This is a genomic window from Wenyingzhuangia fucanilytica, from assembly GCF_001697185.1.
Taxonomy (GTDB): Bacteria; Bacteroidota; Bacteroidia; order Flavobacteriales; family Flavobacteriaceae; genus Wenyingzhuangia; species Wenyingzhuangia fucanilytica.
In genome coordinates this window covers 1,823,986-1,850,887 of record NZ_CP014224.1, presented here as the reverse complement: position 1 = coordinate 1,850,887, position 26,902 = coordinate 1,823,986, and the positions used below count along the sequence as shown (strand labels likewise).

The window sequence follows — 26,902 nt, the reverse complement described above, 5'->3', positions numbered from 1 at the left end:
ATCCTGTTTACTTATTTTATAATTTTTTAAAACTCCTTTATTTACTAGAAATAAGAATATATACAAAAAGAAAAAAGGAGTAGAAAATTAATTCCTACTCCTTTTTTTATGTAATCTCTCTAAAAGTAGAGAGGCTTTTATAACATTGTAATGAAAACTAGTTTGTTAAAAAATTATTCTATTACAATTCTTTTATTAACAAAACTTCCATTTTCCATATACAGTCTAATGAAATATACACCAGAATTAAGCTTGCTTACATTAATAGTAGTGAAGTTTGTAGTTTCATAAACTCTTTTTCCTGAAGCTGAGTAGATCTCAAGTTTAGTAGTAGGCAAACTTGTTTTTACATAAATAACATCTTTTGCTGGTATAGGATAAATTTCTACATCACTCTCTAATAATACATCGTCATCAATAGATAAAGTATTACATTCAGCTTCAGTCTCTACAAAATTAGCCGTAGCATCTACATTTGTATAAGTGGCTTCTGCATAGGTTTTGCTATCCACAAAGATACAAGTTAAGTCAGGATTGTTAGTAGCATCAAACACAAAATCATTCATAAGATCATTTAAACCATTTCTTAGATCTAATGTGGTTAATTGATTATTAGATACGTCTAATACTACAATATCCGTATTACTTATATCCAATGAAGTTAATTGATTATTATTAATCAATAACTCTTTAATGGCTGAATTGGCACTTAAGTTCAATGTGGTTAATTGATTTTCATGAAGTTTTAAATCTACAAGCGCTGTATTGGCACTTAAATTCAATGAGGTTAATAGATTATTGTTAACATAACAATGTGTAAGTGCAGTATTGGTGCTTAAATCTAATGTGGAGAATTGGTTATTTTCAATATATAATTTTGTAATTACTGTATTACCACTTATGTTTAATGAGGTTAATAGATTCTCCTGAGCATTTAATGTAGTAATCGCTGTATTGGCACTTAAATCCAATGCGGTTAATTGATTCTGGTCAACATATAAATCTGTAAGTGCTGTATTGGTACTTAAATCCAATGAGGTAAGTTTATTATTATTAACATTTAAATCTGTAAGTGCAGTATTACCACTTATATTTAATGATGTTAATTGATTGTCTTGAATATATAATTCTATAATGGCTGTATTGGCACTTAAATCTAAGGTTGTTAATTGATTATCTTCAAGATCTAATTCTGTAAGTGCTGTATTGCTACTTAGATTTAATGCGGTAAATTGATTATCATGAAGTCTTAACTCTTCAAGCGCTGTATTGGCACTTAGATCTAATATGTCTAATTGATTTTCAGAAAGGTCTAATTCTGTAAGTGCTGTATTGGTACTTAAATCTAATGAAAAGATTTGATTAATAGAAAGGTCTAAAACTTCAATCGCTGTATTGGTACTTAAATCTAATGTGGTTAAACTGTTATTATATAGATATAATTCTGTAATTGCTGTATTGGCACTTAAATCCAATGTAGTTATACTGTTTTCAGAACAGTCTAAATTTGTTAATGCTACAAAAGCTTCTATACCTGTAAGATCACTAATATTACTAACAGAAACATCTAAACTAGTTAAGGTATTGATATTAGCTGTTGGCACTGCACCATCAACAGATCCAGAATCGTGTCCTAAATCAATAAGAGCTTGCTCAAAATTAGCATCTAGGATAGTGGTATAAAGACCACATTCAGCTTTAGTTTCCAAAAAGCTAGCTGCACCATCTACATCGGTAAAATTGGCCTTTGCATAGGTATGGTCGTCCACAAAGATACAGGTTAAGTTAGGATTATTAGTGGCATTCATCGTTGTAAAATTCTGATTATTACCATTTTTTATATCCAATGTGGTTAATTGATTGTTATTAGCAGTTAAACTTGTAAGTACTGTATTAGTATTCAAATCCAAAGTAGTTAAACTGTTGTTAGAACAGTTCAAACTTGTTAGTGCCACAAAATCCTCAATACCTGTAAGATCACTAATGCTAGTATTAGAAACATCTAAACTCGTTAAGACATTGATATTAGCTGTATACACCTTACCATCAATAGGTCCTGAATCGTGTCCCAAATTAATAAGAGCTTGCTCAAAATTAGCATCAGGAATCTGTGTATAATTCAGGGAGCATTCTTGGTCAGTCTCCATAAAATTAGCTGTAGCATCTACATTTGTAAAATTGGTATCAGCATAGGTTTTGCTATCCACAAAGATACAGGTTAAATCAGGATTGTTTGTAGCATTCATAGCTGTTAAACTCTGATTGGCTCCATTTCTTAAATCTAATGTGGTTAATTCATTATCATTAATATATAACTCAATAAGCGCTGTATTGGCACTTAAATCAAATGCGTCTAATTGATTATCAGAAAGGTATAAATATTCAATAGCTGTATTGTTACTTAAATCTAATGCGTCTAATTGATTATTGTTAACATCTAAATCTGTAATCGCTGTATTGGTACTTAAATCTAATGTGGTTAATTGATTAGTGTTAACATCTAAACTTTTAAGTGCTGTATTGGCACTTAAATTCAATGCGGTTAATTGATTCTCATAAACACTTAAATTTATAATTGCTGTATTGGTACTTAAATCTAATGCGGTTAATTGATTCTCAGAAAGGTATAAATATTCAATCGCTGTATTGGTACTTAAATCTAATGTGGAGAATTGATTATCTTCAAGATTTAATTCTGTAAGTGCTGTATTGGCACTTAAATTCAATGAGGTTAATAGATTTTCCTCAGCAATTAATGAAGTAATCGCTGTATTGGCACTTAAATCCAATGCGGTTAATTGATTCTTTTCAACATCTAAATCTGTAATTGCTGTATTGGCACTTAAATCCAATGCGGTTAATTGATTAGTGCTAACATGTAATTCTGTAATTGCTGTATTGGTACTTAAATCCAATGCGGTTAATTGATTGTGATGAAGATGTAACGTTGTAAGTGTTGTATTGCCACTTATATTCAATGATGTTAATAGATTGTGTGTAGCATATAATTCTGTAATTGCTGTATTGGTACTTAAATCCAATGAAGTTAATTGATTATCATCAACATTTAATGTAGTAATCGCTGTATTGGCACTTAAATTCAATGCGGTTAATTGATTCTCATAAACACTTAAATTTATAATTGCTGTATTGGTACTTAAATCTAATGTGGTTAATTGATTATCATAAACACTTAAATCTGTAAGTACTGAATTTCCACTTATGTTCAATGAGGTTAATTGATTCTGCTGAGCATTTAATGTAGTAATCGCTGTATTGGTACTTAAATCCAATGCGGTTAATTGATTATTGTTAACATATAAATCTGTAATTGCTGTATTGGTACTTAAATCCAATGATGTTAATAGATTCTCCTCAGCAAGTAACGTTGTAAGTGCTGTATTGCCACTTATATTCAATGATGTTAATTGATTATTGTTAACATTTAAATCTATAATTGCTGTATTGGCACTTAAATCCAATGAGGTTAAACTATTTTCAGAAAGGCTTAATCCTATAATTGCTGTATTAGTACTTAGATTTAATGCGGATAATAGATTATTATGAATCGATAACTCTTCAATGGCTGTATTGGTACTTAGATTTAATGTAGAGAAGTCATTGTAAGAAAGATCTAATGCTTTAATCGCTGTATTGGCACTTAGATCTAATGTAGATAATTCATTGTCAGAAAGATTTAAAAATTCAATTGCTGTATTGGTGCTTAAATCTAATGTGTTTATATTATTCTCCTCAGCATTTAATGTAGTAATCGCTGTATTAGCACTTAGATTTAATGTAGAGAAGTTATTGTTAGAAAGATCTAAATCTGTAATTGCTGTATTGGCACTTAGGTCTAATGTGTTTAAATCATTTTCAGAAAGATTTAAAATTTCAATTGCTGTATTGGCACTTAAATTCAATGTGCTTAAACTATTTAGAGAACAGTCCAAATTTGTTAGGGCAACAAAATCTCCTATACCTGTAAGATTACTAATACCCATGTCAGAAACATTTAAACTTGTTAAGTTATTGATATTAGCTGTTGGCACGGTACCATCAACAGTTCCTGAATCGAGCCCTAAATTAATAAGAGCTTGCTCAAAATTAGGATCGGGGATGCTAGTTGTCTGCGCTGAAAGCAGCCCAGCAATAAATAAAAAAATTAGTAGAGTAGTTTTTTTCATCACATTAATTTTTAGTTTATAATAATAGGTTTTTATACAAAGTACAATAATACATTTAGAATCATATTTAAAAGTGTCTATTCTTTATTTTACCACAAATACATGAATCATAAAATATGTTTTTTATTGCCCTCAATATAAAGCAAATATACATCTTTTAGTTTCTTATGGTTTCTGTTTTCCTAAAAATAGGTTGACTTTTTTGGTTTAAAAATTAACAATTTCAATTTATATAAGTTTAAAACCTTAGGATTAAATTTTTGAGTTGGTTAAACATTTTTATTATTTTAACATTTCAATTCCCAACTTATTCCTAATTTGTTAATGATAATTTAAATAAGGAATCATTTTGTTTAATTTAATACAAAATAAGTTGGTTTATTTATCTTTGTTTAAATATCAAAATGACTTTCCTTAAAATATTTTAAATGACTCATAAGCCAATTTATTTCTTGTTTTTATTTCTTTTATTAAATTATAACTATGCTCAAGAAAAACAGGTAAAGTATAGTAATCAACGTATAGAGTCATTTAATAATAAACATGGGTTTTATCAAAATACAATAAATACAATAGTTTCTGATAACAACGGCTATTTATGGATTGCAACCCCTAATGGTCTGGTTAAGTATGATGGTTATTCTTTTGAGTATTTTTATAACAATCAATCAGATACTGAGTCTTTACCTAGTAATTATATTTCAAACCTATTGACTGATTCTCAAGGGAAATTGTGGATAGGTACAAGAGAGGGCTTGTGTGTGTATTTAACAGATAAAGAACAGTTCATGACTGTTAACACTTCTGTAGAAAATGAAACATTTATTAAAGAGGATGCTAATAATCGAATTTGGGTTGGGGATTTTAATAAAATTGATGTTTTTAATGCGGTTATTAATGATGAAGGTAAAGTTGAGAAGATTGCTGAAATCAATTTAGAAAAAGTGTTAAATGGTGCGACAATTACAGATATAGATTTTTTATCAAATTCTGAATTGTTGGTTGCTACGACTCAAAAAATTTTTAAGATAGATTTTAACGATAAAGAAAATTATTCAATAGGAGTTATAGAGCTTAATATCAAAGAAAATATAGGTAAGATAAAAAATATACTTAAGGTTAATAATTCTATATGGATTGGAACAAACTCAGGGCTTTTTCATACGTTTTATGAGAATGGACAATTACTAACTTTAGGAACTTATTTTGCTGAAGACCTAGGAGCGTTTAATAAAAAAAGAGACATTATTGCTCTATACTTAGATAAGAAAAAAAATATTTGGATTGGAACTAAAAACAATGGTGTTTTAAAGTATGATTCAAAAAACAGAGATTTTACATCTTTTAAATACGATTCTAAATATAAAAATGTAATTACAAGTAATCGTGTAAATTGTTTTTATGAAGATGATTTTGGTGTAATGTGGATCGGAACAGCTCAAGGAGGACTAAATAAGTTTGATCAAAATCAAAAAGATTTTCAGAATTATTCACACAATGCTTATGACGATAAATCATTGTCAAGTAATTTAATTACTGATATTACAGAAGATAATACTGGAAGAATTTGGTTGTCCTTTTTCGGAAGTACAATATGTAAAACTGAAGAAAAAGTTGATTTAAGTACAGGGAAAAGAATTTCTTTTAATAGACTAGAAAAACAATTAGGTTCTTTAAAAAATCAATGGGTTTTATGTTTGTATCAAGATTTTAAAGGGTATTGGTGGATAGGAACCAATAAGGATGTCTATTTATACGATGAAAAAAACAACAATTTAAAAAAGGTTTTAATAGAAAGAAATCAGGGGAATACTACAAGTTTAATTTTTAATAGAGTTATTAAGCAAGTAAATTCAGATCAGATTATACTAGGAGGTCCACAAGTTTTACGTTTAGATAATCCTTGGGAATCAATATTAAAAGGAAATCCCATAAAAGTTGAAAAGGAGCTATTCAATATAGGAAAAAACAATCAAATTAATGACTATGTAAAAGATAGCTATGGTAATCATTGGTTTGCTTCAAGCAAAGGTTTGTATAGAGTTGTTGATAATAATAATGAGTGGAGTATTAAAAACTATTTTACAATAAGCTCTAGTCCTAAAGAATTATCACTTAGCTACAATTATATTTTTAACATACACATTGATACTCATAAAAATGTATGGTTAGGGACTTTTGGTGGCGGATTAATGAAAGTAGCTCTAAATAAGAAAGGTCAACCTCAAAACATAAAAAGTTATCACAGAGAAGATGGATTACATGATGAAGTGATATACGGAATTTTAGAAGATAATCAAGAAAAACTATGGTTAAGTACAGACATGGGAATTTGTGTTCTTAATCTAAAAGATGAAAGTTTTAATTTTTATGATGTAAATGATGGGATTTTAGGGAATAATTTTAGGCAATCGGCATTTTTAAAGACAAAAAATGGAACTATGCTTATGGGGGGAGTTGATGGTTTAACCATTTTTAATCCAGAACAAATTGTTAAAAATGAAAATGAACCTAAAATTTTAATTTCTAGATTAAAAATTAATAATCAACCTATTGTTCCTGGTGAAAAAGTTAATGGAAATATAATTTTAAAAAAATCTATTTCTGATACAGAAAAATTAATTGTAGAGCATAGTAATAGAAATATTTCGTTAGATATTATAGTACATCATAGTGTAACACCTAATAAAAATAAAATTGCTTATAAATTAGAAGGGGTAAATAAAGATTGGATTGAAGTAGAAGGAGGAAAAACTACTGCAACCTATACTAATTTAAGTCCAGGAACCTACAAGTTTTTATATAAAGGAGCCAATGGAGATGGTGTTTGGACAACAACTACAAGTGATTTTCTTATAAAAGTTTTAGCTCCTTGGTATTTAAGATGGTGGAGTATTGGTTTTTTAATCATTGTAATTCTAGCCTTTTTATATGGCGTTTTTCAATATTTTGTTAGGTTAGAAAAATTAAATCAAAAACTTAAGTTTGAACAATTAGAGAAAGAGAGAGTTAGGGAGATGAATCAGGCTAAATTAAGGTTCTTTACCAATATTTCTCATGATTTTAAAACCCCATTATCTTTAATTATTGGTCCTTTAGAAAAAATTGCAGATCAATATCAAAGTACAGAAAATAAAAAATATTTTGGAATCATTCAGAATAATATATTAAGGTTACAACGTCTTATAGATCAGTTAATTGCTTATAGAAAAGCAGAAACAGGACATTTAGAATTAAACTATTCAAAAGTATCTCTAGGAGATTTATTGTATCCATTAATGGATGCGTTTGATGAATATGCCCAACAATCATTATTTAATTTTTATTACAAAATAGATCAACCTAACAAAATATTAGCTCTGGATATTGATAAAACAGAAAGAGTATTGTTGAATTTATTTTCTAATGCTGTAAAATACTCAAACCTAGATAAAGAAATTAGTATAGACGCTCGTATTGAAGAAGAAAACAATGAAGAACTACTTGTTGTTAAGGTAATCAATAGTGGTACGGGAATTCCTCCAGAAAAAATAGATAGAATATTTGATCGTTTTTATAGAGGAGTTGATGACAAAAATGATTGGAGTGGTACCGGAATTGGCTTGGCATTATGTAAATCTCTAATAGAGCTTATGAATGGAAGCATATCTGTAATTAGTAACAACCAAGATAAAACTGTTTTTAGAATTTCGTTACCTATTGTAGATAATGGAGAGTATGTCCATGAGGAAGAATTAGACAAGTATAAAAAAATAGTAACAGATTGGTTACCATCAGAACTAGAAACAATTCAAGATGATTTTGTAGACACTTCTAGACCGTCTATCTTAATTGTAGATGATGAACAAGATGTAAGAACCTTTTTGTACGAAGCTTTTAAAAATGATTACAATGTAATTTTAGCTATTGATGGAGAAGATGCTATTAAAAAAGTAAACGAAGCTCCGCCACAGTTAATTATTAGTGATGTAATGATGCCTAAATTAGATGGGTATGAACTTTGTGAAAAAATTAAATCTAATTCAGAATTATGTCATATTCCTATTATTTTATTAACGGCTATTGGAGATAATTTTAAAAAACTAGAAGGGTTAGAATCTGGTGCAGATGATTATATAGTAAAACCATTTTCTATAAAATATTTAGAAGTTAGAGTAAAAAAATTAATAGAAAATAAACAGCGAGTTTTTGAATACTTTTCTAGAAATAGTTTTTTACCAAAAGACTCTCTAATCAGTTCTTCTAAAGACAAACAATTTTTAGAAAGTATAAATGTTTCTATAGAAAAAAACATGTCTAATTCAGGTTTTGGTGTAGAAGAATTAGCTACAGATATAGGAATGAGTACTTCGCATTTTTATAGAAAATTAAAAGAACTTACAGGGCAAGCACCTAATGCTTACCTTAGAAATTTCCGTTTACAAAAGGCTGCAGAGCTTTTAACTATTAACAAAAACTTAACAGCAGCAGACGTTATGTTCGAAATAGGAATAGAATCTAAGTCCTATTATTCTTCTGCATTTAAGAAAATTCATGGAGTTTCTCCTTCAGAATTCGTTAAAAAAAATGATTGATTTGAGTTACAATTACTGTGCTAATGTGTTTGTTTATAAGGGCTAGAGTGTTGCTCATTTCAACCTGAATGAATCAAGTATTAAAATAGCAAGATGAGAGTAAGCCCTTTTTGGTTTGATGGCTGCATATTTGTAGTTATCCAATTAAATTAAAAAGGCATAAAAAAGTATTAAAAAAAATAAACTTAATAATTAAGCTAGTTATTTGATTCGTTTAATTTAAAAAATAGGTTTAAAAAATGATAATACTTTATTTGATGAAATCATTGAGTTGATACAAGATTTAGAAGTAATTTAAACTTGTTAATGTTAAAACAACATCAATGTTTTAACATTAAATTCTTTTACAAACTTGCCTAGTTTTATGATAATTGGTTTTTAAAATATTTAAAAATTAATTACATGTTCAAGAGTAAAAAAAGCTTATTACAGCTAAGTATTGTAATACTGTTTTCTTTTCAGCTTTCTTCACAAGAAAAGAATGAAAGTATGGATCAAATGTGGGGAGATGCCACAGTTGTAGATAATAACTTAAGAGAAGGAAGAGGAAAGTTTTTTGATGAAAGCAATTTTGGTATGTTCATCCATTGGGGATTATTCTCCGATTTGGCAGGGAAATGGAAAGACAAAACTTATTATGGTATTGGCGAATGGATTATGAATCCAAGGGTTGCCAATATACCGCCAAAAGAATACAAAAAAGTAGCCAAAGATTTTAATCCGTCAAAATTTGATGCCAAAGCGATTGCTAAATTAGCAAAAGATGCAGGTATGAAATATATTATTATTACGAGTAAACATCATGAAGGTTTTGCGATGTTTGATACTAAAGTAAGTGATTTTAATATAGTGGATGCAACTCCTTTTGGACGTGATCCAATGAAAGAATTAGCAGCCGCATGTCATGAGTTAGGACTTGGTTTTGGTTTTTATTATTCACATTATCAAGACTGGACTACACCTGGAGCAGCTGGAGGACCTGAAAAAGATAGTAAAGGAGATAAAGCTAGCTTTAAAGACTATTTCTATAACAAATGTAAGCCTCAAGTAAAAGAAATTTGTAGCAATTACGGAGATATAGATTTTGTATGGTTTGATACCCCAGGAGGTATGCCTAAAGAATATGTGATTGAACTTGCTGATATGGTAAGAGAATTACAACCAAATACGATGCTTTGTAGTAGAGTTGGTTACGGACTTGGAGATTATGTAAGTCATGGAGATATGGAAGTTCCTCCTGTAAATTTAGATATTTTATGGGAAAGCTGTGATACTAATAATGACTCTTGGTCTTATGCATGGTATGATAACAACTTTAAAAGTCCAAAAGAAATATTACATAGACTAATTTCTACAGTAGGTAGGGGTGGTACTTATTTATTTAATGTTGGTCCAAATGGAGAAGGTAGTGTTCCTCAAATTGGAGTACAATTTTTAGAACAAGCCGGTAAATGGATTAAAAAATACCCACAGGTAATTTATGACGCAGGGAGTTCACCATGGGGACATGCTTTGGCATGGGGTGATGTTACTACTCAAGAAAATTCATTATTCCTTTCTGTTTTTGATTGGCCACAAGATGGAAAATTATATTTACCTGGTTTAGAAAACGATATTGTTTCAGCAAAAATAGTTGGAAACTCATCAGATCTTAAGTTTGAGAAAAAAGGAAATTGGATTGTTTTTAACGTCCCTTATAAAACCCCAGATTCTCCTGTTTCTGTAATAGAAGTAAAATTAAACTCAAAACCTCAGGTTCAACAAACTCACGGAGTATATCCAAATATCCAAAATACATTATTAACAGATTTTACAGAGGTATCTAAAGCTGAAAAAAGCTCTATTAGATGGATGGAGAAATTCGGAGAGTGGAAAAAAACTACCCAAGTAAGTAAATGGAAAAAAAAGGGTAAGGCAGTTTGGGAAGTAAATGTCTTAGAACCGGGTTACTATTATTTGGATTTAAACTATAAAGGAGAAGGTCGTTTGGTTTGGAAAACAACAACAGATGAAGGTATTATGGTTCAAAACCAACAAGCTGCAACAGAAAAATACAATGCCTATCCAATGGGAATTATAGAGTTTAAAAAAGCAGGTATACATAAAATAACAGTTTCATTGGTAGAGGGAGATCCAGAAACTTCTAGTTTAAAATCAATGATTATTAAACCGATTCAATAAATCAAAAATTAATTAAGCTCCAATACTAAATAGAAATGAAAACAATAAATAAATACATAGGGGTAATTGCCTTTTTTACGCTATTAATTTCTTGTAAAGAAAAAAAAGTAGAGGTTGTAAAAAGTCAGCCAAATGTTATTATTGTAATTACAGATGATCAAGGTTATGGTGACATAGCATATAATGGTAATACAATTATTAAAACACCTACTATAGATAAGTTTGCTAGCCAATCAGTTAGTTTAACTAATTACCATGTAGGTACTACTTGTGCGCCAACAAGAGCTGGTTTGTTAACAGGTAGAAACTGTAATAGAAACGGAGTTTGGCATACTATTATGGGAGCTTCTATGCTAAATAGAGAAGAAGTAACACTTGCTAATGTCTTTAAAAACAATGGGTATAAAACAGGAATGTTTGGAAAATGGCATTTAGGAGATAACCACCCTTTTACACCTAATGATCGTGGTTTTGATGAAGCTTTTTACCATGGAGGTGGTGGTGTAGGTCAAACACCAGATTATTGGAATAACGATTATTTTGATGATACTTACTTAAGAAACGGAACTCCAGAAAAAGTAGAAGGGTATTGTACAGATGTTTGGTTTGATGAAGCTATTCAATTTATCGAAAATAAAAAGGACAATCCATTCTTATGTTATTTAAGTTTAAACGCTCCTCATTCACCATATAATGTTCCTCAAGAATATTATGATTTGTATAAAAACGAAGAAAGCTTATTAGAAAGCCAAAAGCGTTTTTACGGAATGATTACCAATATAGATGATAACTTTTCTAAACTTTTAAACAAGTTAAACGAATTAAAAATTGCAGAAAATACCATCGTTATTTTTACCACAGATAATGGAACTTCTGGAGGGTATAAAGTTGATGAAAAAACAGGTGAGGTTCATGGTTACAATGCTGGAATGCGTGGTACCAAAGCAAGTGAGTATGAAGGAGGACACAGAGTACCATTTATTATTAGATGGCCAAACGGAAAACTAAATACAGGTAAGTCATTAGGAGATTTAACAGCACATGTAGACATGTTACCAACCTTATGTTCTTTGGCTGATATTGATTACAAATCAGACAAAATAATGGATGGTACAGATATTAGTCAATACTTAACAAATAATACTCCTTTGGCTGATAGATATTTAGTAACAGATACACAAAGAGTTTCTTGGCCTGTTAAAGGGAAACAAAGTTCTGTAATGAATGGAGATTGGAGATTGGTAAATGGTAATGAATTATACAATATTGCTACTGATCCAGGTCAAACAAATAACATAGCTAATCAACACCAAGATATGGTCAATGATATGAATGCTTTTTACAATTCTTGGTGGGAAAGTGTGATCAAAGAAACCAAATACTCTACCATTGATTTAGGAATTGATGAAGATGAAGTAATTACTTGTCATGATGCTAGAACCATAGACTACTTTCCTCCATGGAACCAAAGATTGATTAGAGGAGGAGTACCTATGAAACCAGCACCATTCTTTGTCAATTTTGTAGAACCAGGTAAATATGTATTTAAATTAAGACGTTGGCCTTCAGAAAGTAGTATGTCCTTAGGTGCTGAAATTCTAGATGAAAGACCAGCAACAGTGTCTACAGATCCTCGTATTAAGGGAGAAGCAATGAAGTTTAAAAAAGCATTTATTAAGATAGGAGATCAACAAGTATCTGTAGATGTTAACAATCATGAGTCTTCTGCAAACTTAGAGCTTGAAGTTAAAAAAGGAAAAACTGAGTTATTAGCGTGGTTTGAATTAGAAGACGGAACATTAAGCAATGCTTTTTATATAAACGTAGAAAAAAAGAATATAAACTAAACTATGCCTTAACAATGGCAATACCCAGCACCACTTGTTGACCTTATTCACGGGCAGGATATAAGAGGTGCTTTAGTACAAAATCCTTTATGGATAGATTAATAATAAATAGTAATAATAATTTAAAAACCAGTAAAAATGAAGAAAATCGCAATTTTAGTATTTGTAATGTTTATCACAATATCAATATCAGCACAAAAGAAAAAAGGAAAACCTGCAAATAACGATTGTTATTTAACAGAAGCAGTCAAAACATTTGACTTATCTGATGATCAAAAAAATGAATTAAATGACCTTTTAATAAAGGCTTCAGAAGATCGTGCTGCAATTAAAAAAGGTGTTAAAACTGGAGAAATTATTAAGGATCAAGTTAAAGGAAAAACTAGAGGAGTTAATCGTAAATATTTTGCTGATTTAGGAAAGTTAACAGGGAAATCTAGAGAAGAGGTGATGGCTTTTGTTAAAGAGGTTGGTAAAAATTGTAGATAATAATTGATTTTGTCTTTTTAAAAATTTAACGAATAATGAAGTATTTGTCTTTACATAAAATAATCAAACAAATGATGAGTCTGATCATGATCAGTTTCCTTTTTATAGGTACTGCCATTGCTCAGGAACAATCTGCGAAGGTGAATCCATTAATAGAGTTTTCAAAATTAGATGCTAACAATAATGGATTTCTTGAAAGAAATGAAGTTGTACAAACATGGAAGCAATTAAGAGCGTTTGATAGTGATAAAAACAATAAACTTTCTAAACAAGAATTTTTAAACTATAAAATACCATACTTAAAAACAAAAGGAGATGTTGTTTTAAATATCAAGTACAAAACAACAAAAGAAGAGGATTTGTATTTAGATATTTATTATCCAGAAGCAAAACCAACAAATCAAAAATTACCTGTAGTTGTTTATACTCATGGTGGAGGATGGTTTAATGGTAGTAAAGAAAACATTGTTAAATCACCAGTAAAAGAACCTTTTTTAGAGCTGATAAATAAAGGTTTTGCTGTGGTTTCTGTGAATTACCGTCTAACAAGACTCAAATCTGTTTTAATGAGAGATTGTGTAATTGATGCCATGGATGCCGTACGTTATCTTTCTAAAAATAGTGAAGACTTAGGTCTAGATACTAACAATTTATTTGTTTTGGGTGATTCAGCAGGAGGTCATATAGCTCAAATGATCACATTGGCAAATCCTAACGATTTTAAAGGGGATAAAAAACTTTATGGAGCACCTTATAAAGTAATTGCAGGGGTTTCATGGTATGGACCCTCTGATTTTACCATCAAAGAATTATTTAAAACAGATGATAAAACAAAAGAAGCAGATAGATTTAGTTCTAGAATAACTAAAACTGAATCTAACGTAGCTAAAATAAAAGAAATGTACCAAGAAATGAGTCCTATCTTTTATTTAACATCAAATAGTCCTCCATTATTTATAATGGCTGCTGATAATGATACTACAATTCCTGTAGCTCATGCTTATCATATAAAAGAAAAAGCTGATGATATAGGAGCGACAGTATCCATGTTTATTGTAAAAAATGCAGGTCATAACTGGCGTAAAGCAGGAGGGGATATAGATCCCACTTTAGGAACAATTGTTCAAAAAACGGTAGATTTTTTTGAAGCTTATAAAAACTAACCCAAAAATTAATATTAACTAAAATGCAAAAATTATGATTAAAACTTACACATTAAAAAACATTAAAAAAGGAATTGCGATAGTAGCAATTTTAACAGGATTTACAAGTGTACAGGCGCAAACTACTGTAGATGCAGTGATTACACAAGGAGCAGTCACTTTAGATAGTGATGGTGAAGGAGGGTTTCTGAGCTATCAATCTTATGCCACTGACGAAGTTGTTACCATGACTGGTACTGCTACAGTAGCTGGTGAAGGTTCGTTTGATGTAACATTTACTGTAACACCTGGGTCGGGGCTAAAAGTTATGAAAGGTGAAGATGGTTCATGGGGTGTTGTTGCTGATACTGCTAGTGCACTTTTTAGAGGGAATCAAGCATCGTTTTGTACTATTTCGAATATTACATATTCTAATTTCACAGGTACATTGTCAGAAAGTAATATACAATCGTATACTTTTACAGATGCAGTGATTGCTGGAGCAACAAATAATCAAGATAGATTTACTTATCAAATAGGTGAGACAGAGTATATTAGTTCTTCTAAGTTTACTGAGAACCCAGCTACTATTGATTTAAGATCTTATGGTACAGGTGCTGTAGCTATTGACCCAGCTTTGTCTTCTATTACTACGCTAATTATTAGATCTGGATCTACTAGAACATCTGCAGGTAGCGATGCTTGGTCAGTACAGAGTTTAACTGTTCAAGTTACTTTAGATGATACTACTCTTGGAGTAAATACAATTAATAAAAATGATAAAACTTTAACTATTTACCCAACAGTAACAGATGGAGCTTTCTATGTTAATAAAGAATTTGATACTTTAAAAATTATAGACATTACAGGTAAAACTGTAAAAACTTTTGGTGCTTCTGATGTATTAGAAGTGTCAGGACTTGCTTCTGGAGTATATATTGTAGTAATCGAATCTAAAAACGTTGTAGCAACAGCTAGAATAGTAGTAGAGTAATTTAAACCATAAACGGTAGTCTTTTGAGTATAAAGATTAGAGAAAACGGTATCAAGGAGTTACTATAAATCTTCTCGATACCGCTTTCTTTTTTATGGAGTGGCTGAATATATAGGCTAAAAAACATAATTATTTTTTATATGAAAACTATAAAATCAAAAAAACATTATAATACTTTCATATTGTTACAAGCAGTATGTGTAATGGTATTATCTTTTACTACTCAAGCACAAACAGCTTTAAATCCAGAGCAGGGGCTAAGGGCAAACTGGATGCGAGGTGCTTTAGGGTTGCTTTGGTTACCAGAGCGTAATTATAATGGTAATATTGAGGGGGTAGAAATAGATGAATTTATTTCTCAAGTAAAAGATTTAAGAACTATAGATTATGTACAACTTCCTTTAACAAGTCCAAATATTTTTTCTCCTGTACATGTAGCTCCTCATTCTATAATAGAAAGTTTATGGGAAGGGGATACAGATTCAAATGGAGATCCTATTAATTTAGTAGTTCCTCGTGAATCAGTAGACGATCCATTGTTAAGGTGGTTAAAAGCATTAAAGGCAGAGGGTTTAAGAGTAGAGATATATGTAAATTCTTATAATTTATTAGCGAGAAATCCAGAAGATACTCAGACAGAATATCCAGATGTTTCAGACCGTTGGATGGAATGGTGTGATACAAATGCTGAGGCTCAAGCTTTTTTGAACACCCAAACGTATCATAACGGGAGTGGTAGGCGCTATTATATGTTTTGTTATGCAGAATTTATTCTTAAAGAATATGCTATTCGCTATGGTGATTTAATTGATGCCTGGTGCTTTGATTCTGCAGATAATATTATGGAAGACGAGTGTGGAGACAACCCTGATTCTGAAAATGTAGAAGATCAAAGAATCTATCAGGCATTTGCAAATGCTGTGCATGCCGGAAACCCAAATGCAGCAGTTGCTTTTAACAATAGTGTGGGAGACAGGGTAGAAAATCCTTTTAGTACAGCAACACTTTTTGATGATTATACTTTTGGACACCCTTTTGGAGGTGCGGGAAATATGGTAGAGAATGAGACTTTATATAGATATAACTATCATGTTATTGAGTGGATGCAAGATTATGCGGGTGATGCTTTTTTAGATGATACTAGAGATTGGAATGATAAAGTAGTATCACATTTTTTTCCTAAACAAAGTTCAACATCTTGGAATGCAGGAAGTACCCCTTGTTTAACAGATGAACAATTTGTAGAGTGGACAACTAATGGGATTATTGATGGTGGTGCTATTACATGGGGAACTCCTTTAATTAGAACAAATCTAGAAAACTCTCCAGAGCTTGTATTAAGAGATTATGCTTTAACCCAATTAACACTTACAGATGATTTTTTAAAAGAATTTCAGTACCCGGGAGCACCCAATTGGGCAAGACAGCATACTGTTTTACCTCCTGCACATATAGGAATTCCTTATCATCATGTACTCGTAGAAGGAGTAGATTTATGGGATCCTGAAGGAGATGAAATTACAGAGGTAATTGCTTTAGGTAATTTTCCATCTTGGTTAAAAATTACAGAAAAAAGTCCAGGGGAATGGACATTCTCAGGTACACCAACAGAAACAAATGAAACAACCCATACATTTTCACTTCAAGCAAGTGATGCTAGTGGTGTAAGAACTAGAGTGGTTAATTTATTAGTTGATGAAGAGTTAGAAGCCGATCCTATTGCAATTAAAGCATCATCAAACACTAATTATGGTCTTAATAATAAAGCTGTTATGGTTTCAGATGTTTATACTGCCCCTGATGGTTATGCTACATTTAGAGTTTCTATGGATGTTACACCACCTACAGATCAGGCAATTGTTTCTGGGATTTCGGGTGGTACTACTACAGAAAATTCATGGGGTATTGGTAATGGAACTGATGGTACGCAGGATGTTATTTTTAGAGGGAGTGATAATGAATGGGTACAAAATATTAATAATTTACAAATTGTTGATTTTAATGCTAATGGAGGAGATTTAACTGAAGATCATTTTACCCTAAGTTTTAAAGCCATAACAATAGTAAATGCACAATCTACCAACGACTTTGTCTCTCTAAAATTTGATCAAACAGTTGTTGATCTTGGTAAATTAGGAAATCAAACTCAGCAGATAGATTTAAATTCAGTTAGTTCTATTAATGAAATTACTGAATTTAGTTTAGGAACAGGAAACGATTCAAGTACAAACAAATGGTCTGTAGAAGAGATATTAATATCTCTTAATCTTGTTGTTGGTGATTTATCCAACTCAACCATAGTATCAGAAAAAAAACAAGGTTTTAAGGTATATCCAAGCCCTACCAGTCATACAATCAATTTTAATATACCAATCCATTCTGTGGAAGTGATTAATACTAGTGGAAAAGTTGTGAAAATAAATCCAAATCTAACCCAAAGCATTAAGATTTCAGATTTGAGTTCTGGGGTTTACATTATTAAAGGAGTTACAGAGTTAGGTGTTACGGTTGTTAAAAAAATAGTTAAAAACACAAATTAAAAGTTGTATTAGGGTTTGTTTAGATATATCTAATAAATACATGTTTTTTTTATGTAAATACTAGTAAAACACATGAATTTATTGCTTTTTGCTGAAAAAAGTTGATTAAAGAAACTAAAAAGGGAGATTTGAGTATGTCTATTTGATTTATGTAGTTGCATTTTTGTTTAACCGAAAGTAACATGAGTAAAGGAGAGTGTAAATATGAAAACCACATGAATGTTACTATTTGCATATTTTAAAGTGAAGCAGCTATAACGAGTTGTCTGTTAAATGTAAAATTAGGCAACCAAATATTAGTAGTAGAGAAGCCTAAGCTTTAAACTTAGAAAAAAGAAAAATAGTATATGAATGTCATAAAAAAATCTTTCACAATACTCTGTTTCATACTGTTGTTAAGCAACATAATTCAGGCTCAAGTATTTTATGATAAAACATCGTCAAGTGAAGTATTATCTATAGAAGGTGGAGCTGTTTGGGATTTGTCATCAAATGGAGATTTTGTATATAATAACAATGGTAGTAATTTTCAAAATAGAGCTTTAATTTACTCCACATCAGCTTACCAATCTGAAGATGGGTTTAAGTTAACCATTGAATATACCACTGAGTCCATAGAGGATGTTGTTTCACATAATTTCTCTTTTGGTTTAATTAGTGATGAAACCAACTTATCTTCTTATCTAGGGTTTAATCCTTTTAGAGCAAATGAATCAGTTTATAGTATTGGAGCCAATTTAACAACAAATGAAGATGCTACAGCTAGAGGATTAAATTTTACTAATGGAAATGAACGTGTTACCTTGGACGAATCTGGATCAAGAACACAGTTTGGTGAAGGGGGAATAACTAAAGTAACTATTGAAATTGGTATTGGAGGTTATTGGTCTTATCGTATCAATGATATTTATGAAGATTCAGGCGTATTATTAGAAGGATTTGATTTGAGTAAAAATTATCATGTTGCAGTATATGGACAGAGTAATAATGGTAAATCAATTCAATCAATTACATTAGAAAAAAGATATGCACTAGGAGAGCGCGCTGTAAATTTAAGAGGAACCTGGAACTCTGAAATTCTTGTAGATTTATTGGATGATAGGATAAAAAATCTTAAAACACTGAATCGTTTAGGCGTGAGTTTTACAAATGGAGCTGTATTGTCTGCAGAACATAAAGTGCCGCATAAATTGTTTGATAGGTTGTCTGGTGGAGATGTAGTTGCTCCGTCTTGGGGAGATTTAAATTCAGATACACCAGATAATGATAACATGCTAGCAGATATTTTAAAAATAAAAGCAGCCGGTTTTAATGTAAAGGCTTACACAAATTCAGAAAATTTTGTAGGTACAAATGCAGATTATCTTCAGCCTTTTGTAGATAGTTGGAAGGAATATTGTGATACAGATCCAGAGGTACAGGCTTTTATTAATAGTCAACCATATCATACAGGTATTTGGAACAGAACTACCGAACAATATGAAGACGCTACTGCTACATATCCAAATAGAAAATATATGTTTTGTTATGCAGAATATTTTCTAAAAGACTATGCTTTACGTTACGGCGAACACTTTGATTCATGGATTTTTGATGATGGTGCCACTATGGAACAAAATGGAGATAATGCGACAAGTGGTGTTGTAGAAGAACAAAGAATATATCAAGCTTATGCCAATGCTGTGCACGCTGGTAACCCAGATATTGCAATTGCTTTTAATAATGGTAGGAGTACAGTGAATTATAAAGATTACCCTTTTGCACATGCTGTTAGATTTGAAGATTTTACATTTGGACATGCTTTTGGAGGTAATAATAATCATGCTGAAAAAATAAACGGAAATCAATTTAACCTTAATTATCGACATATAACCCGTATGACAGAAACCAACGGACTTGTACATGCAGGTGGGAATTGGGATTGGGACGATAAGATTGTAGGGAATTTTCATTCAAAATTATCAACAACGGCATGGAAATATGGACCTAATCAGGCATGGGAACAAGCGGATTTCAATCAATGGAACTTAGAAGCGATACAAGCCGGAGGAAGTATGACGTGGGGTGGATCTTTTAATAGAGCAGAAACAGCAATTTATGATTGGGTCTATGTTCTTTTAGAAGGACTAGATGATTATTTAGTTCAATATGGAAATCCAGGAGCACCTAATTGGGCAAGACAACATACTGTTTTACCTCCAGCACATATAGGAATTCCTTATCATCATGTACTTGTAGAAGGGGTAGATCTATGGGATCCTGAAGGAGATGAAATTACAGAGGTAATTGCTTTAGGTAATTTTCCATCTTGGTTAAAAATTACAAAAAAAAGTCCAGGGGAATGGACATTCTCAGGTACACCAACAGAAACAAATGAAACAACCCATACATTTTCACTTCAAGCAAGTGATGCTAGTGGTGTAAGAACTAGAGAAGTTAATTTACTAGTTGATGAAGAGTTAGAAGCCGATCCTATTGCAATTAAAGCATCATCAAACACTAATTATGGTCTTAATAATAAAGCTGTTATGATTTCAGATGTTTATACAGCCCCTGATGGTTACGCTACATTTAGAGTTTCTATGGATGTGACTCCACCAAGTAATAAAGCAGTTATTTCTGGAATATCAGGAGGAACTTCTACACAAAACTCGTGGGGTTTAGGGGATGGGACTGATGCAAATATGGATGACATTTTTACAGGTAGTGATCATGAATGGGTAGAAAGTATTAATAATTTACAGATTGTTGATTTTAATGCCAATGGAGGAGATTTAACAGAAGATCATTTTACCCTAAGTTTTAAAGCCATAACAATAGTAAATGCACAATCTACCAACGACTTTGTCTCTCTAAAATTTGATCAAACAGTTGTTGATCTTGGTAAGTTAGGAAATCAAACTCAGCAAATAGATTTAAATTCGGTTAGCTCTATTAATGAAATTACTGAATTTAGTTTAGGAACAGGAAACGATTCTAGTACAAACAAATGGTCTGTAGAAGAGATATTAATATCTCTTAATATTGTTGTTGGTGATTTATCCAACTCAACCATAGCATCAGAAAAAAATCAAACTTTTAAGGTATATCCAAATCCCACAAGCCATATAATCAATTTTAATATACCAATTCATTCTGTGGAAGTGATTAATACTAGTGGAAAAGTTGTGAAAACAAATCCAAATCTAACCCAAAGTATTAAGATTTTAGATTTGAGTTCTGGGGTTTACATTATTAAAGGAATTACAGAGTTAGGTGCTACGGTTGTTAAAAAAATAGTTAAAAACACAAATTAAAAATTGTATTAGGGTTTGTTTAGATATATCTAATAAACGCATATTTTTTTTGTGTATTTGTATGTAAATCCTAGTAAAACATATGAATTTATTGCTTTTTACTGAAAAAAGTTGATTAAAGAAACTAAAAAGGGGGATTTGAGCAACCCCATTTTGTATATGTAGTTGCATTTTTGCTTATATCTTAATCTAGTAAAAATACAATCTTATATAAGTAGGTCTATTTAATCTGGAACTGATTTAATTGTAAAAATGATAAAAGAATAATAAATAGAAATAAAACCATTAAGAAAAATATATAATGATAAATAAATTCACATTAATAATTTTAAGCTTAATACTATCATTAGGTTTTTTAGTACAGGCTCAATCAAAAAATGAAAAACCAAACATCATTTTCATTTTTGCAGACGATTGGGGTTATGGAGATATCAGTGCTCATGGAAGTAGCTGGATAGAAACACCTCACATTGATAAAATGATTAGTCAAGGAATGGATTTTGCCAACTTTACGGTAAACAGTCCTGTTTGCTCTCCAAGTAGAGTTGCGGTAATGACAGGTCAGTTTCCTGCAAGACAGAGTATCCATCAACATTTTCAGGGGTGGAAAGCTCATGTAAAAAGAGGGATGCCAGACTGGATGGATCCTACTGATATTTCTTTACCACGTGCTTTTCAAGAAGCAGGATATAAAACGGCTCATTTTGGAAAATGGCATCTAGGATGGTCTTCTAAAGATGCTCCTAAAGAAAGCGAGTATGGGTATGATGAATATGCCACTTTTAATGGTTCTAAAACCATAGATATTCCCAAAGCTGGTTCTGTTGGAGTAGATTATGCCGAAAAATTCATTAAAAAAAATAAAGACAAACCTTTCTTTATTAACTTATGGTTGCATGAAGCACATACAGCACATTATCCTCAAAAAAGGTTTATGGACAAGTTTGGTAAACTAGATGAACAAAAACAAGTATATGCTTCTGTAATTGCTGAAGGAGATGAAGCTGTTGGGCGAATTATGAATTTGTTAAAAGAGTTAAATATTGATGATAACACATTAGTTGTGTTTTCTACAGACAATGGTCCAGAATGGGAAGGTTCAGAAAAAGAAAAACTACATAAACCAGAAAAAGGAGATCATGACCCTAGCGGAATAGTAGGGCTTGGGAAATATTATTCAGTTGGAGAAACTGGTGGCTTAAAAGGTCAAAAAAGATCCTTGTTTGCAGGAGGTATTCGTGTACCATTTGTAGCTATGTGGCCTAATGTAATCCCTAAAGGGGTTGAAAATAAAACAGCGGTAGTAACTGCTGTAGATTTACTACCAACCTTTTATGAAGCAGCTGGTCTTAAAATGCCAAAAGATTACCAACCAGATGGTGAGAGTATTATGGATGCTTTTAAAGGTAAGAAATTTAAAAGATCTAAATCCATTTTTTGGGAATGGAGAGGTGGAGCTAGTCATGAATATACATGGCCATCACTTGGGGTTAGAAATGGAGATTGGAAACTAGTTATAGACCCAAAAACGAATAAATATGAGTTATACAATGAAGTAGAAGATTGGAAAGAACAAAATAACTTGGCCTCTAAATACCCTGAAAAAGTAGAGCAGTTAAAAGCAGAAGTAACTGCTTGGAAAGCAACATTACCTATAGAGCCTAGAGAAAATTGTTTATCTGTTGTACGAGGAAAATCTAAAAAGACAGTAAAGGGTACAGACAAAAAGAAAAAAACAAATAAGAAGCAATAAAGTATTTTAAATTCTAAGTAAAAAATAAACAATGAAACATATTTTTAAAACAACATCAATCCTTCTTTTAATTCTTGTAGTGGTGAGCTGTAAACAGCAATCTAAAAAAAATAATGAGAAAAAGTCTGCTTTAACCTATGAAGAAATGAATGCGGCAAAAGCAGTAGCAAAAGAAGCTTTTAATGATGCTAAATATGGGATGTTTATCCATTGGGGATTGTATTCTATTCCAGGAGGAATTTGGAAAGGAAAGAAGATGGAAGAATTAAAGGGACCAAAAGTAGCTGAATGGATTCAGTTTGGTGCTAGAATTCCTAGAGCTGAATATGCAGCATTAGCGAACCAATTTAATCCAACCAAGTTTGATGCAGATGCTGTTGCAAAATTAGCAAAAGATGCAGGAATGAAATATATCGTAATTACATCAAAGCATCATGACGGGTTCGCTATGTATAATTCCAAAGTAAGTGAGTATGATATTGTAGATGCAACTCCTTACGGAAAAGATGTTGTTGAGCAATTGTACAAGGCTTGTAAAAAATATGATATTGATTTTGGTTTATACTATTCTCATAATATAGACTGGAAGGATGCTAATGATTGTGGACTTTCTGAATACATTGCTGCTGGAGGAGAAATGCATGATAGGGTAAAACGTAAAGCAGGAGTAAATACTTGGGATCCTAGTCCAAATACTTTTACGGAGTATTTAGATAATAAAGCCTATCCACAGGTAAAAGAAATATTAACAAAATTTCCTGATTTGACTACGCTCTGGTATGATTATCCGCATTATGTAACACCAGAGCAAAGTATGAAGTTTTATCAAATAGCATACGATTTACAACCAAACATGTTGGTGAACTCTAGAGTTGGTAATGGTTTAGGAGATTTTGATATACCTGGTGATAACAAAATACCACAAGATCATTTAGCCATCACTAAACCTTGGCAAACGGTTGGGACTACAAACAATTCATGGGGATATAACTCTTATGATAACGATTGGAAGTCGGTAAAAGAATTATTGTTTTGGTTGACTGAAATAGTGAGTAAAGGAGGAAACTACATGTTAAACATAGGGCCTAAGTCAACAGGTGAAGTACCGGTAGAATCTGTAAACAATTTATTAGAAGTAGGAAAGTTTTTAGCTGTAAACGGAGAGGCTATTTATAATACTAGAAAATGGAAAGTAACACATGAAGGACCTACCAAAATTGAGATGAATGGGACGCATGATAGAGCTAAAAAAGCAGACTTAACATTTGAGTTTACTCCTCAAGATTTTTGGTTTACTCAAAAAGAAAATACCCTTTACGCAATTGCTTTAGCATACCCTAAAAAAACAGTGATCATTAAAAGTTTAACCGCTGAACAACTTGGAAATATAAAATCTGTTAGTGTGTTAGGAAGTAATACTAAAATAGATTGGAAACAAACAGCAGAAGGATTAGAGGTTAATTTAGGTACAACAGTAGAGAATCCAAATGGATATGCTCTTAAAATCACTTATTAAAAAGTTTAAAAAAGATGAATAGAAGAGAATCTTTTAAATTACTTGGGGTATTAGGATTGGTATCATTAATACCTGTGAAAACACTTGGAGCAATACTGAAGAGTGGTGGAGATGTATGTAAGGAGGCTTGGGCTAGTTTGGGTAAATTTACAAGAACACGATACCAATTTAGATATATAGAACCTATTTCTAATTTACCGAAAGTATTTATTTATGGTGATTCTGTTTCAATTGGATATACAGAATATGTTAGAGCATCTTTAAAAAACAAGGCTTGTGTTTATCGTTTGCATACCAATGGACAATCCAGCGATTATTTTATTCCTCGAATGGAAGCATTGAGAAAAAAAATGTTTGAACCTTTTTTAAAAGGAGGTTGGGATTTTGAATGGGATGTTATTCATTTTAATGTTGGATTACACGATTTAAAATATTTATCGGGTAATAAATTAGATAAGGAAAAAGGAACGCAAGTATCAACTTTAGAAGAGTATGAAGAGAATTTGCATAAGATTATCAAATATCTTAAAACTACGTACCCAAAAGCGAAATTAATTTTTGCTACAACGACCCCAGTTCCAGAAGGAGCAGAAGGTAGATTTGCCGGGGATTCTATTAAATACAATAAAGTAGCTTTAAAGGTTATGAATCAGTATCCAGAAGTTATTGTAAACGATTTGTTTACATTTTCAAAACCTGTTTTAGAAGAACATGGTGTAAAAAAAGGAGATGTTCATTATAACCCAGAAGGTTCTAGGTTACAGGGAATTAAAGTAGCAAAAGAAATTGCAGCTTCGCTTCACATAGATACGGTAGAATGTCCTTCGTCAGAAATCATAGTAGAGCAATTTAAAGAATATGAGTCAAAAAATAAAAAATAAGAAGATGTATAAAAATATCTTAAATCTAATTTTAATGATTGTTTGTGTAGGATTTCAATCATGTCAGTCACAAGCAAAAGTTGAAAAGAAGCCTAACATTATTTTCTTTTTTACTGATGATCAATCTTATGATACACAGAAGGATTATGGAAATAATGTTGTGAAAACACCTAATCTGGATGTGTTGGCTAGTAAAGGAGTTGTTTTTGCAAGACATTACAATACCACGGCTATTTGCATGGCAAGTAGAGCGAATGTTATGACTGGACAATTTGAATACAAAACAGGATGTAATTTTGATCATGGTTCTTTAGGAACCAAACAATGGTCTACTTCTTACCCGGTATTACTAAAAAAAGCAGGTTATCGTGTTGGTTTTGCAGGTAAGTTCGGTTTTTCAATTTCTGATACCAATGGAGGTTGGGGAGAAGAAGGAGAGGTTGCAAAACATGATTTTGATTTTTGGGGAGGAGGTTCTCATCAAACATCATATAAAACAAAAGAAAATAAATACATGGTTCAATATGCCAAAGAGTACCCGCATAGTACTCGTGCATACGGTGCAGCAACTATTGATTTTATAAATGAATCTGTAAAACAAGATAAACCTTTTTGTATGAGTGTTTATTTTAAAGCACCGCACAGACCTGTAGTGCCAGATCCTATGTTTGATGATGTGTACAAAGACGTAGTGTTTGATAAATTGCCAAATTATGGACGTGAGGCAGGTAAACATTTAGCTAAACAATCTAGAATGGGTAGACAATATCCAAGGTTTGAAGAATGGGGATATGATAAGGAAAATACTTATCAAAAAGCTTTACGTAAATACAACCAATTAATTTATGGAGTAGATTATTCTATAGGAATGGTATTAAAGGAATTAGAAAGATTAAATATAGATGAAAATACCATCATTATTTTTTCTTCGGATAATGGGTATTTTAATGGTTCTCATGGTTTAGGTTCTAAGGTACTTCCATATGAAGAAGGAGCAAGAACTCCATTAATTATTGTAGACCCTCGTGATAAACATAAAAAGAAAATAGGAAGAACAACTTCTATTACAGGGAATGTAGATATTACAGCTACTATTTTAGATTATGCGGGAGTTGAAATTCCAACAATTTACGACGGTAAAAGTTTACGAGCTATTCTTGAAAATACAAATACTCAAGTAAGAGAGTCTCTTCCTATTGTACAAGTTTGGGGACCTAAGGCTACACATTGTTTAACAGTAATGGATGCTCAATACAAGTATGTGTATTGGTTTTACAAAGATGAAAGTAAAGATTTACATCCAACAGAAGAATTGTTTGATATAAAGAACGATCCATATGAAATGGAAAATTTAGCAAGTAAACTTAAATATAAAAAACAACTAAGTAAAATGAGAAAATTATATGACGATCAACTTGAACATTGGAAAAAAGAAGGGGTAAAGTACAATGGTTATCAAGAATATGAAACTTTATTTAAAAGAACTTTAAACTAAAAACACT

At 31.3% G+C, this 26,902-nt stretch carries 13 protein-coding genes; 12 read left to right on the top strand and 1 reads right to left on the bottom strand.

The window, feature by feature from the left end; genetic code table 11:
* Positions 1 to 173 precede the first annotated feature (173 nt).
* Positions 174 to 4,187, bottom strand: coding sequence for a T9SS type A sorting domain-containing protein (locus AXE80_RS07475; RefSeq protein ID WP_157359372.1), 4,014 nt, complete (start codon positions 4,185 to 4,187; stop codon positions 174 to 176).
* 428 nt (positions 4,188 to 4,615) lie between these two features.
* On the opposite strand from AXE80_RS07475, the gene AXE80_RS07470 reads away from it, so the two are divergent.
* The 12 genes from AXE80_RS07470 (at position 4,616) to AXE80_RS07415 (ending at position 26,895) form a co-directional block, all read left to right on the top strand.
* Complete coding sequence (locus AXE80_RS07470; RefSeq protein ID WP_068825923.1) at positions 4,616 to 8,761, top strand: hybrid sensor histidine kinase/response regulator transcription factor; 4,146 nt, start codon at positions 4,616 to 4,618, stop codon at positions 8,759 to 8,761.
* 402 nt (positions 8,762 to 9,163) lie between these two features.
* Entirely contained in the window at positions 9,164 to 10,942 is a 1,779-nt protein-coding gene (locus AXE80_RS07465) for an alpha-L-fucosidase (RefSeq protein WP_068825921.1), read from the top strand.
* Positions 10,943 to 10,977: 35 nt separating this feature from the next.
* Positions 10,978 to 12,789 carry an arylsulfatase gene (locus AXE80_RS07460; protein WP_068825919.1) on the top strand — a complete coding sequence of 604 codons (1,812 nt, stop codon included), beginning with the start codon at positions 10,978 to 10,980 and terminating at the stop codon, positions 12,787 to 12,789.
* A 138-nt stretch (positions 12,790 to 12,927) separates the two neighbouring features.
* Positions 12,928 to 13,278, top strand: coding sequence for a hypothetical protein (locus AXE80_RS07455; protein ID WP_157359371.1), 351 nt, complete (start codon positions 12,928 to 12,930; stop codon positions 13,276 to 13,278).
* 74 nt (positions 13,279 to 13,352) lie between these two features.
* A complete protein-coding gene (locus tag AXE80_RS07450; protein ID WP_206208114.1) occupies positions 13,353 to 14,441 on the top strand; it encodes an alpha/beta hydrolase fold domain-containing protein in 1,089 nt (362 codons plus the stop codon).
* Positions 14,442 to 14,475: 34 nt separating this feature from the next.
* On the top strand, positions 14,476 to 15,414 hold the full coding sequence (locus tag AXE80_RS07445; protein WP_068825914.1) for a T9SS type A sorting domain-containing protein: 939 nt from the start codon (positions 14,476 to 14,478) through the stop codon (positions 15,412 to 15,414).
* Positions 15,415 to 15,554: 140 nt separating this feature from the next.
* Positions 15,555 to 17,954, top strand: a complete 2,400-nt coding sequence (locus AXE80_RS07440; RefSeq protein WP_068825912.1) for a T9SS type A sorting domain-containing protein — start codon at positions 15,555 to 15,557, stop codon at positions 17,952 to 17,954.
* 392 nt (positions 17,955 to 18,346) lie between these two features.
* The gene (locus AXE80_RS07435; protein WP_068825910.1) at positions 18,347 to 21,250 is read left to right on the top strand and encodes a T9SS type A sorting domain-containing protein; all 2,904 of its coding nucleotides are present in this window, start codon (positions 18,347 to 18,349) and stop codon (positions 21,248 to 21,250) included.
* A gap of 301 nt (positions 21,251 to 21,551) precedes the next feature.
* Positions 21,552 to 23,003 (top strand): sulfatase family protein, encoded by a 1,452-nt coding sequence (locus AXE80_RS07430; protein ID WP_068825908.1) that lies wholly within the window; start codon positions 21,552 to 21,554, stop codon positions 23,001 to 23,003.
* A gap of 31 nt (positions 23,004 to 23,034) precedes the next feature.
* Positions 23,035 to 24,519 carry an alpha-L-fucosidase gene (locus tag AXE80_RS07425; RefSeq protein ID WP_068825907.1) on the top strand — a complete coding sequence of 495 codons (1,485 nt, stop codon included), beginning with the start codon at positions 23,035 to 23,037 and terminating at the stop codon, positions 24,517 to 24,519.
* A 14-nt stretch (positions 24,520 to 24,533) separates the two neighbouring features.
* Positions 24,534 to 25,400, top strand: a complete 867-nt coding sequence (locus AXE80_RS07420; RefSeq protein WP_068825905.1) for an SGNH/GDSL hydrolase family protein — start codon at positions 24,534 to 24,536, stop codon at positions 25,398 to 25,400.
* 4 nt (positions 25,401 to 25,404) lie between these two features.
* A complete protein-coding gene (locus tag AXE80_RS07415) occupies positions 25,405 to 26,895 on the top strand; it encodes a sulfatase family protein (protein WP_206208113.1) in 1,491 nt (496 codons plus the stop codon).
* Positions 26,896 to 26,902 lie beyond the last annotated feature (7 nt).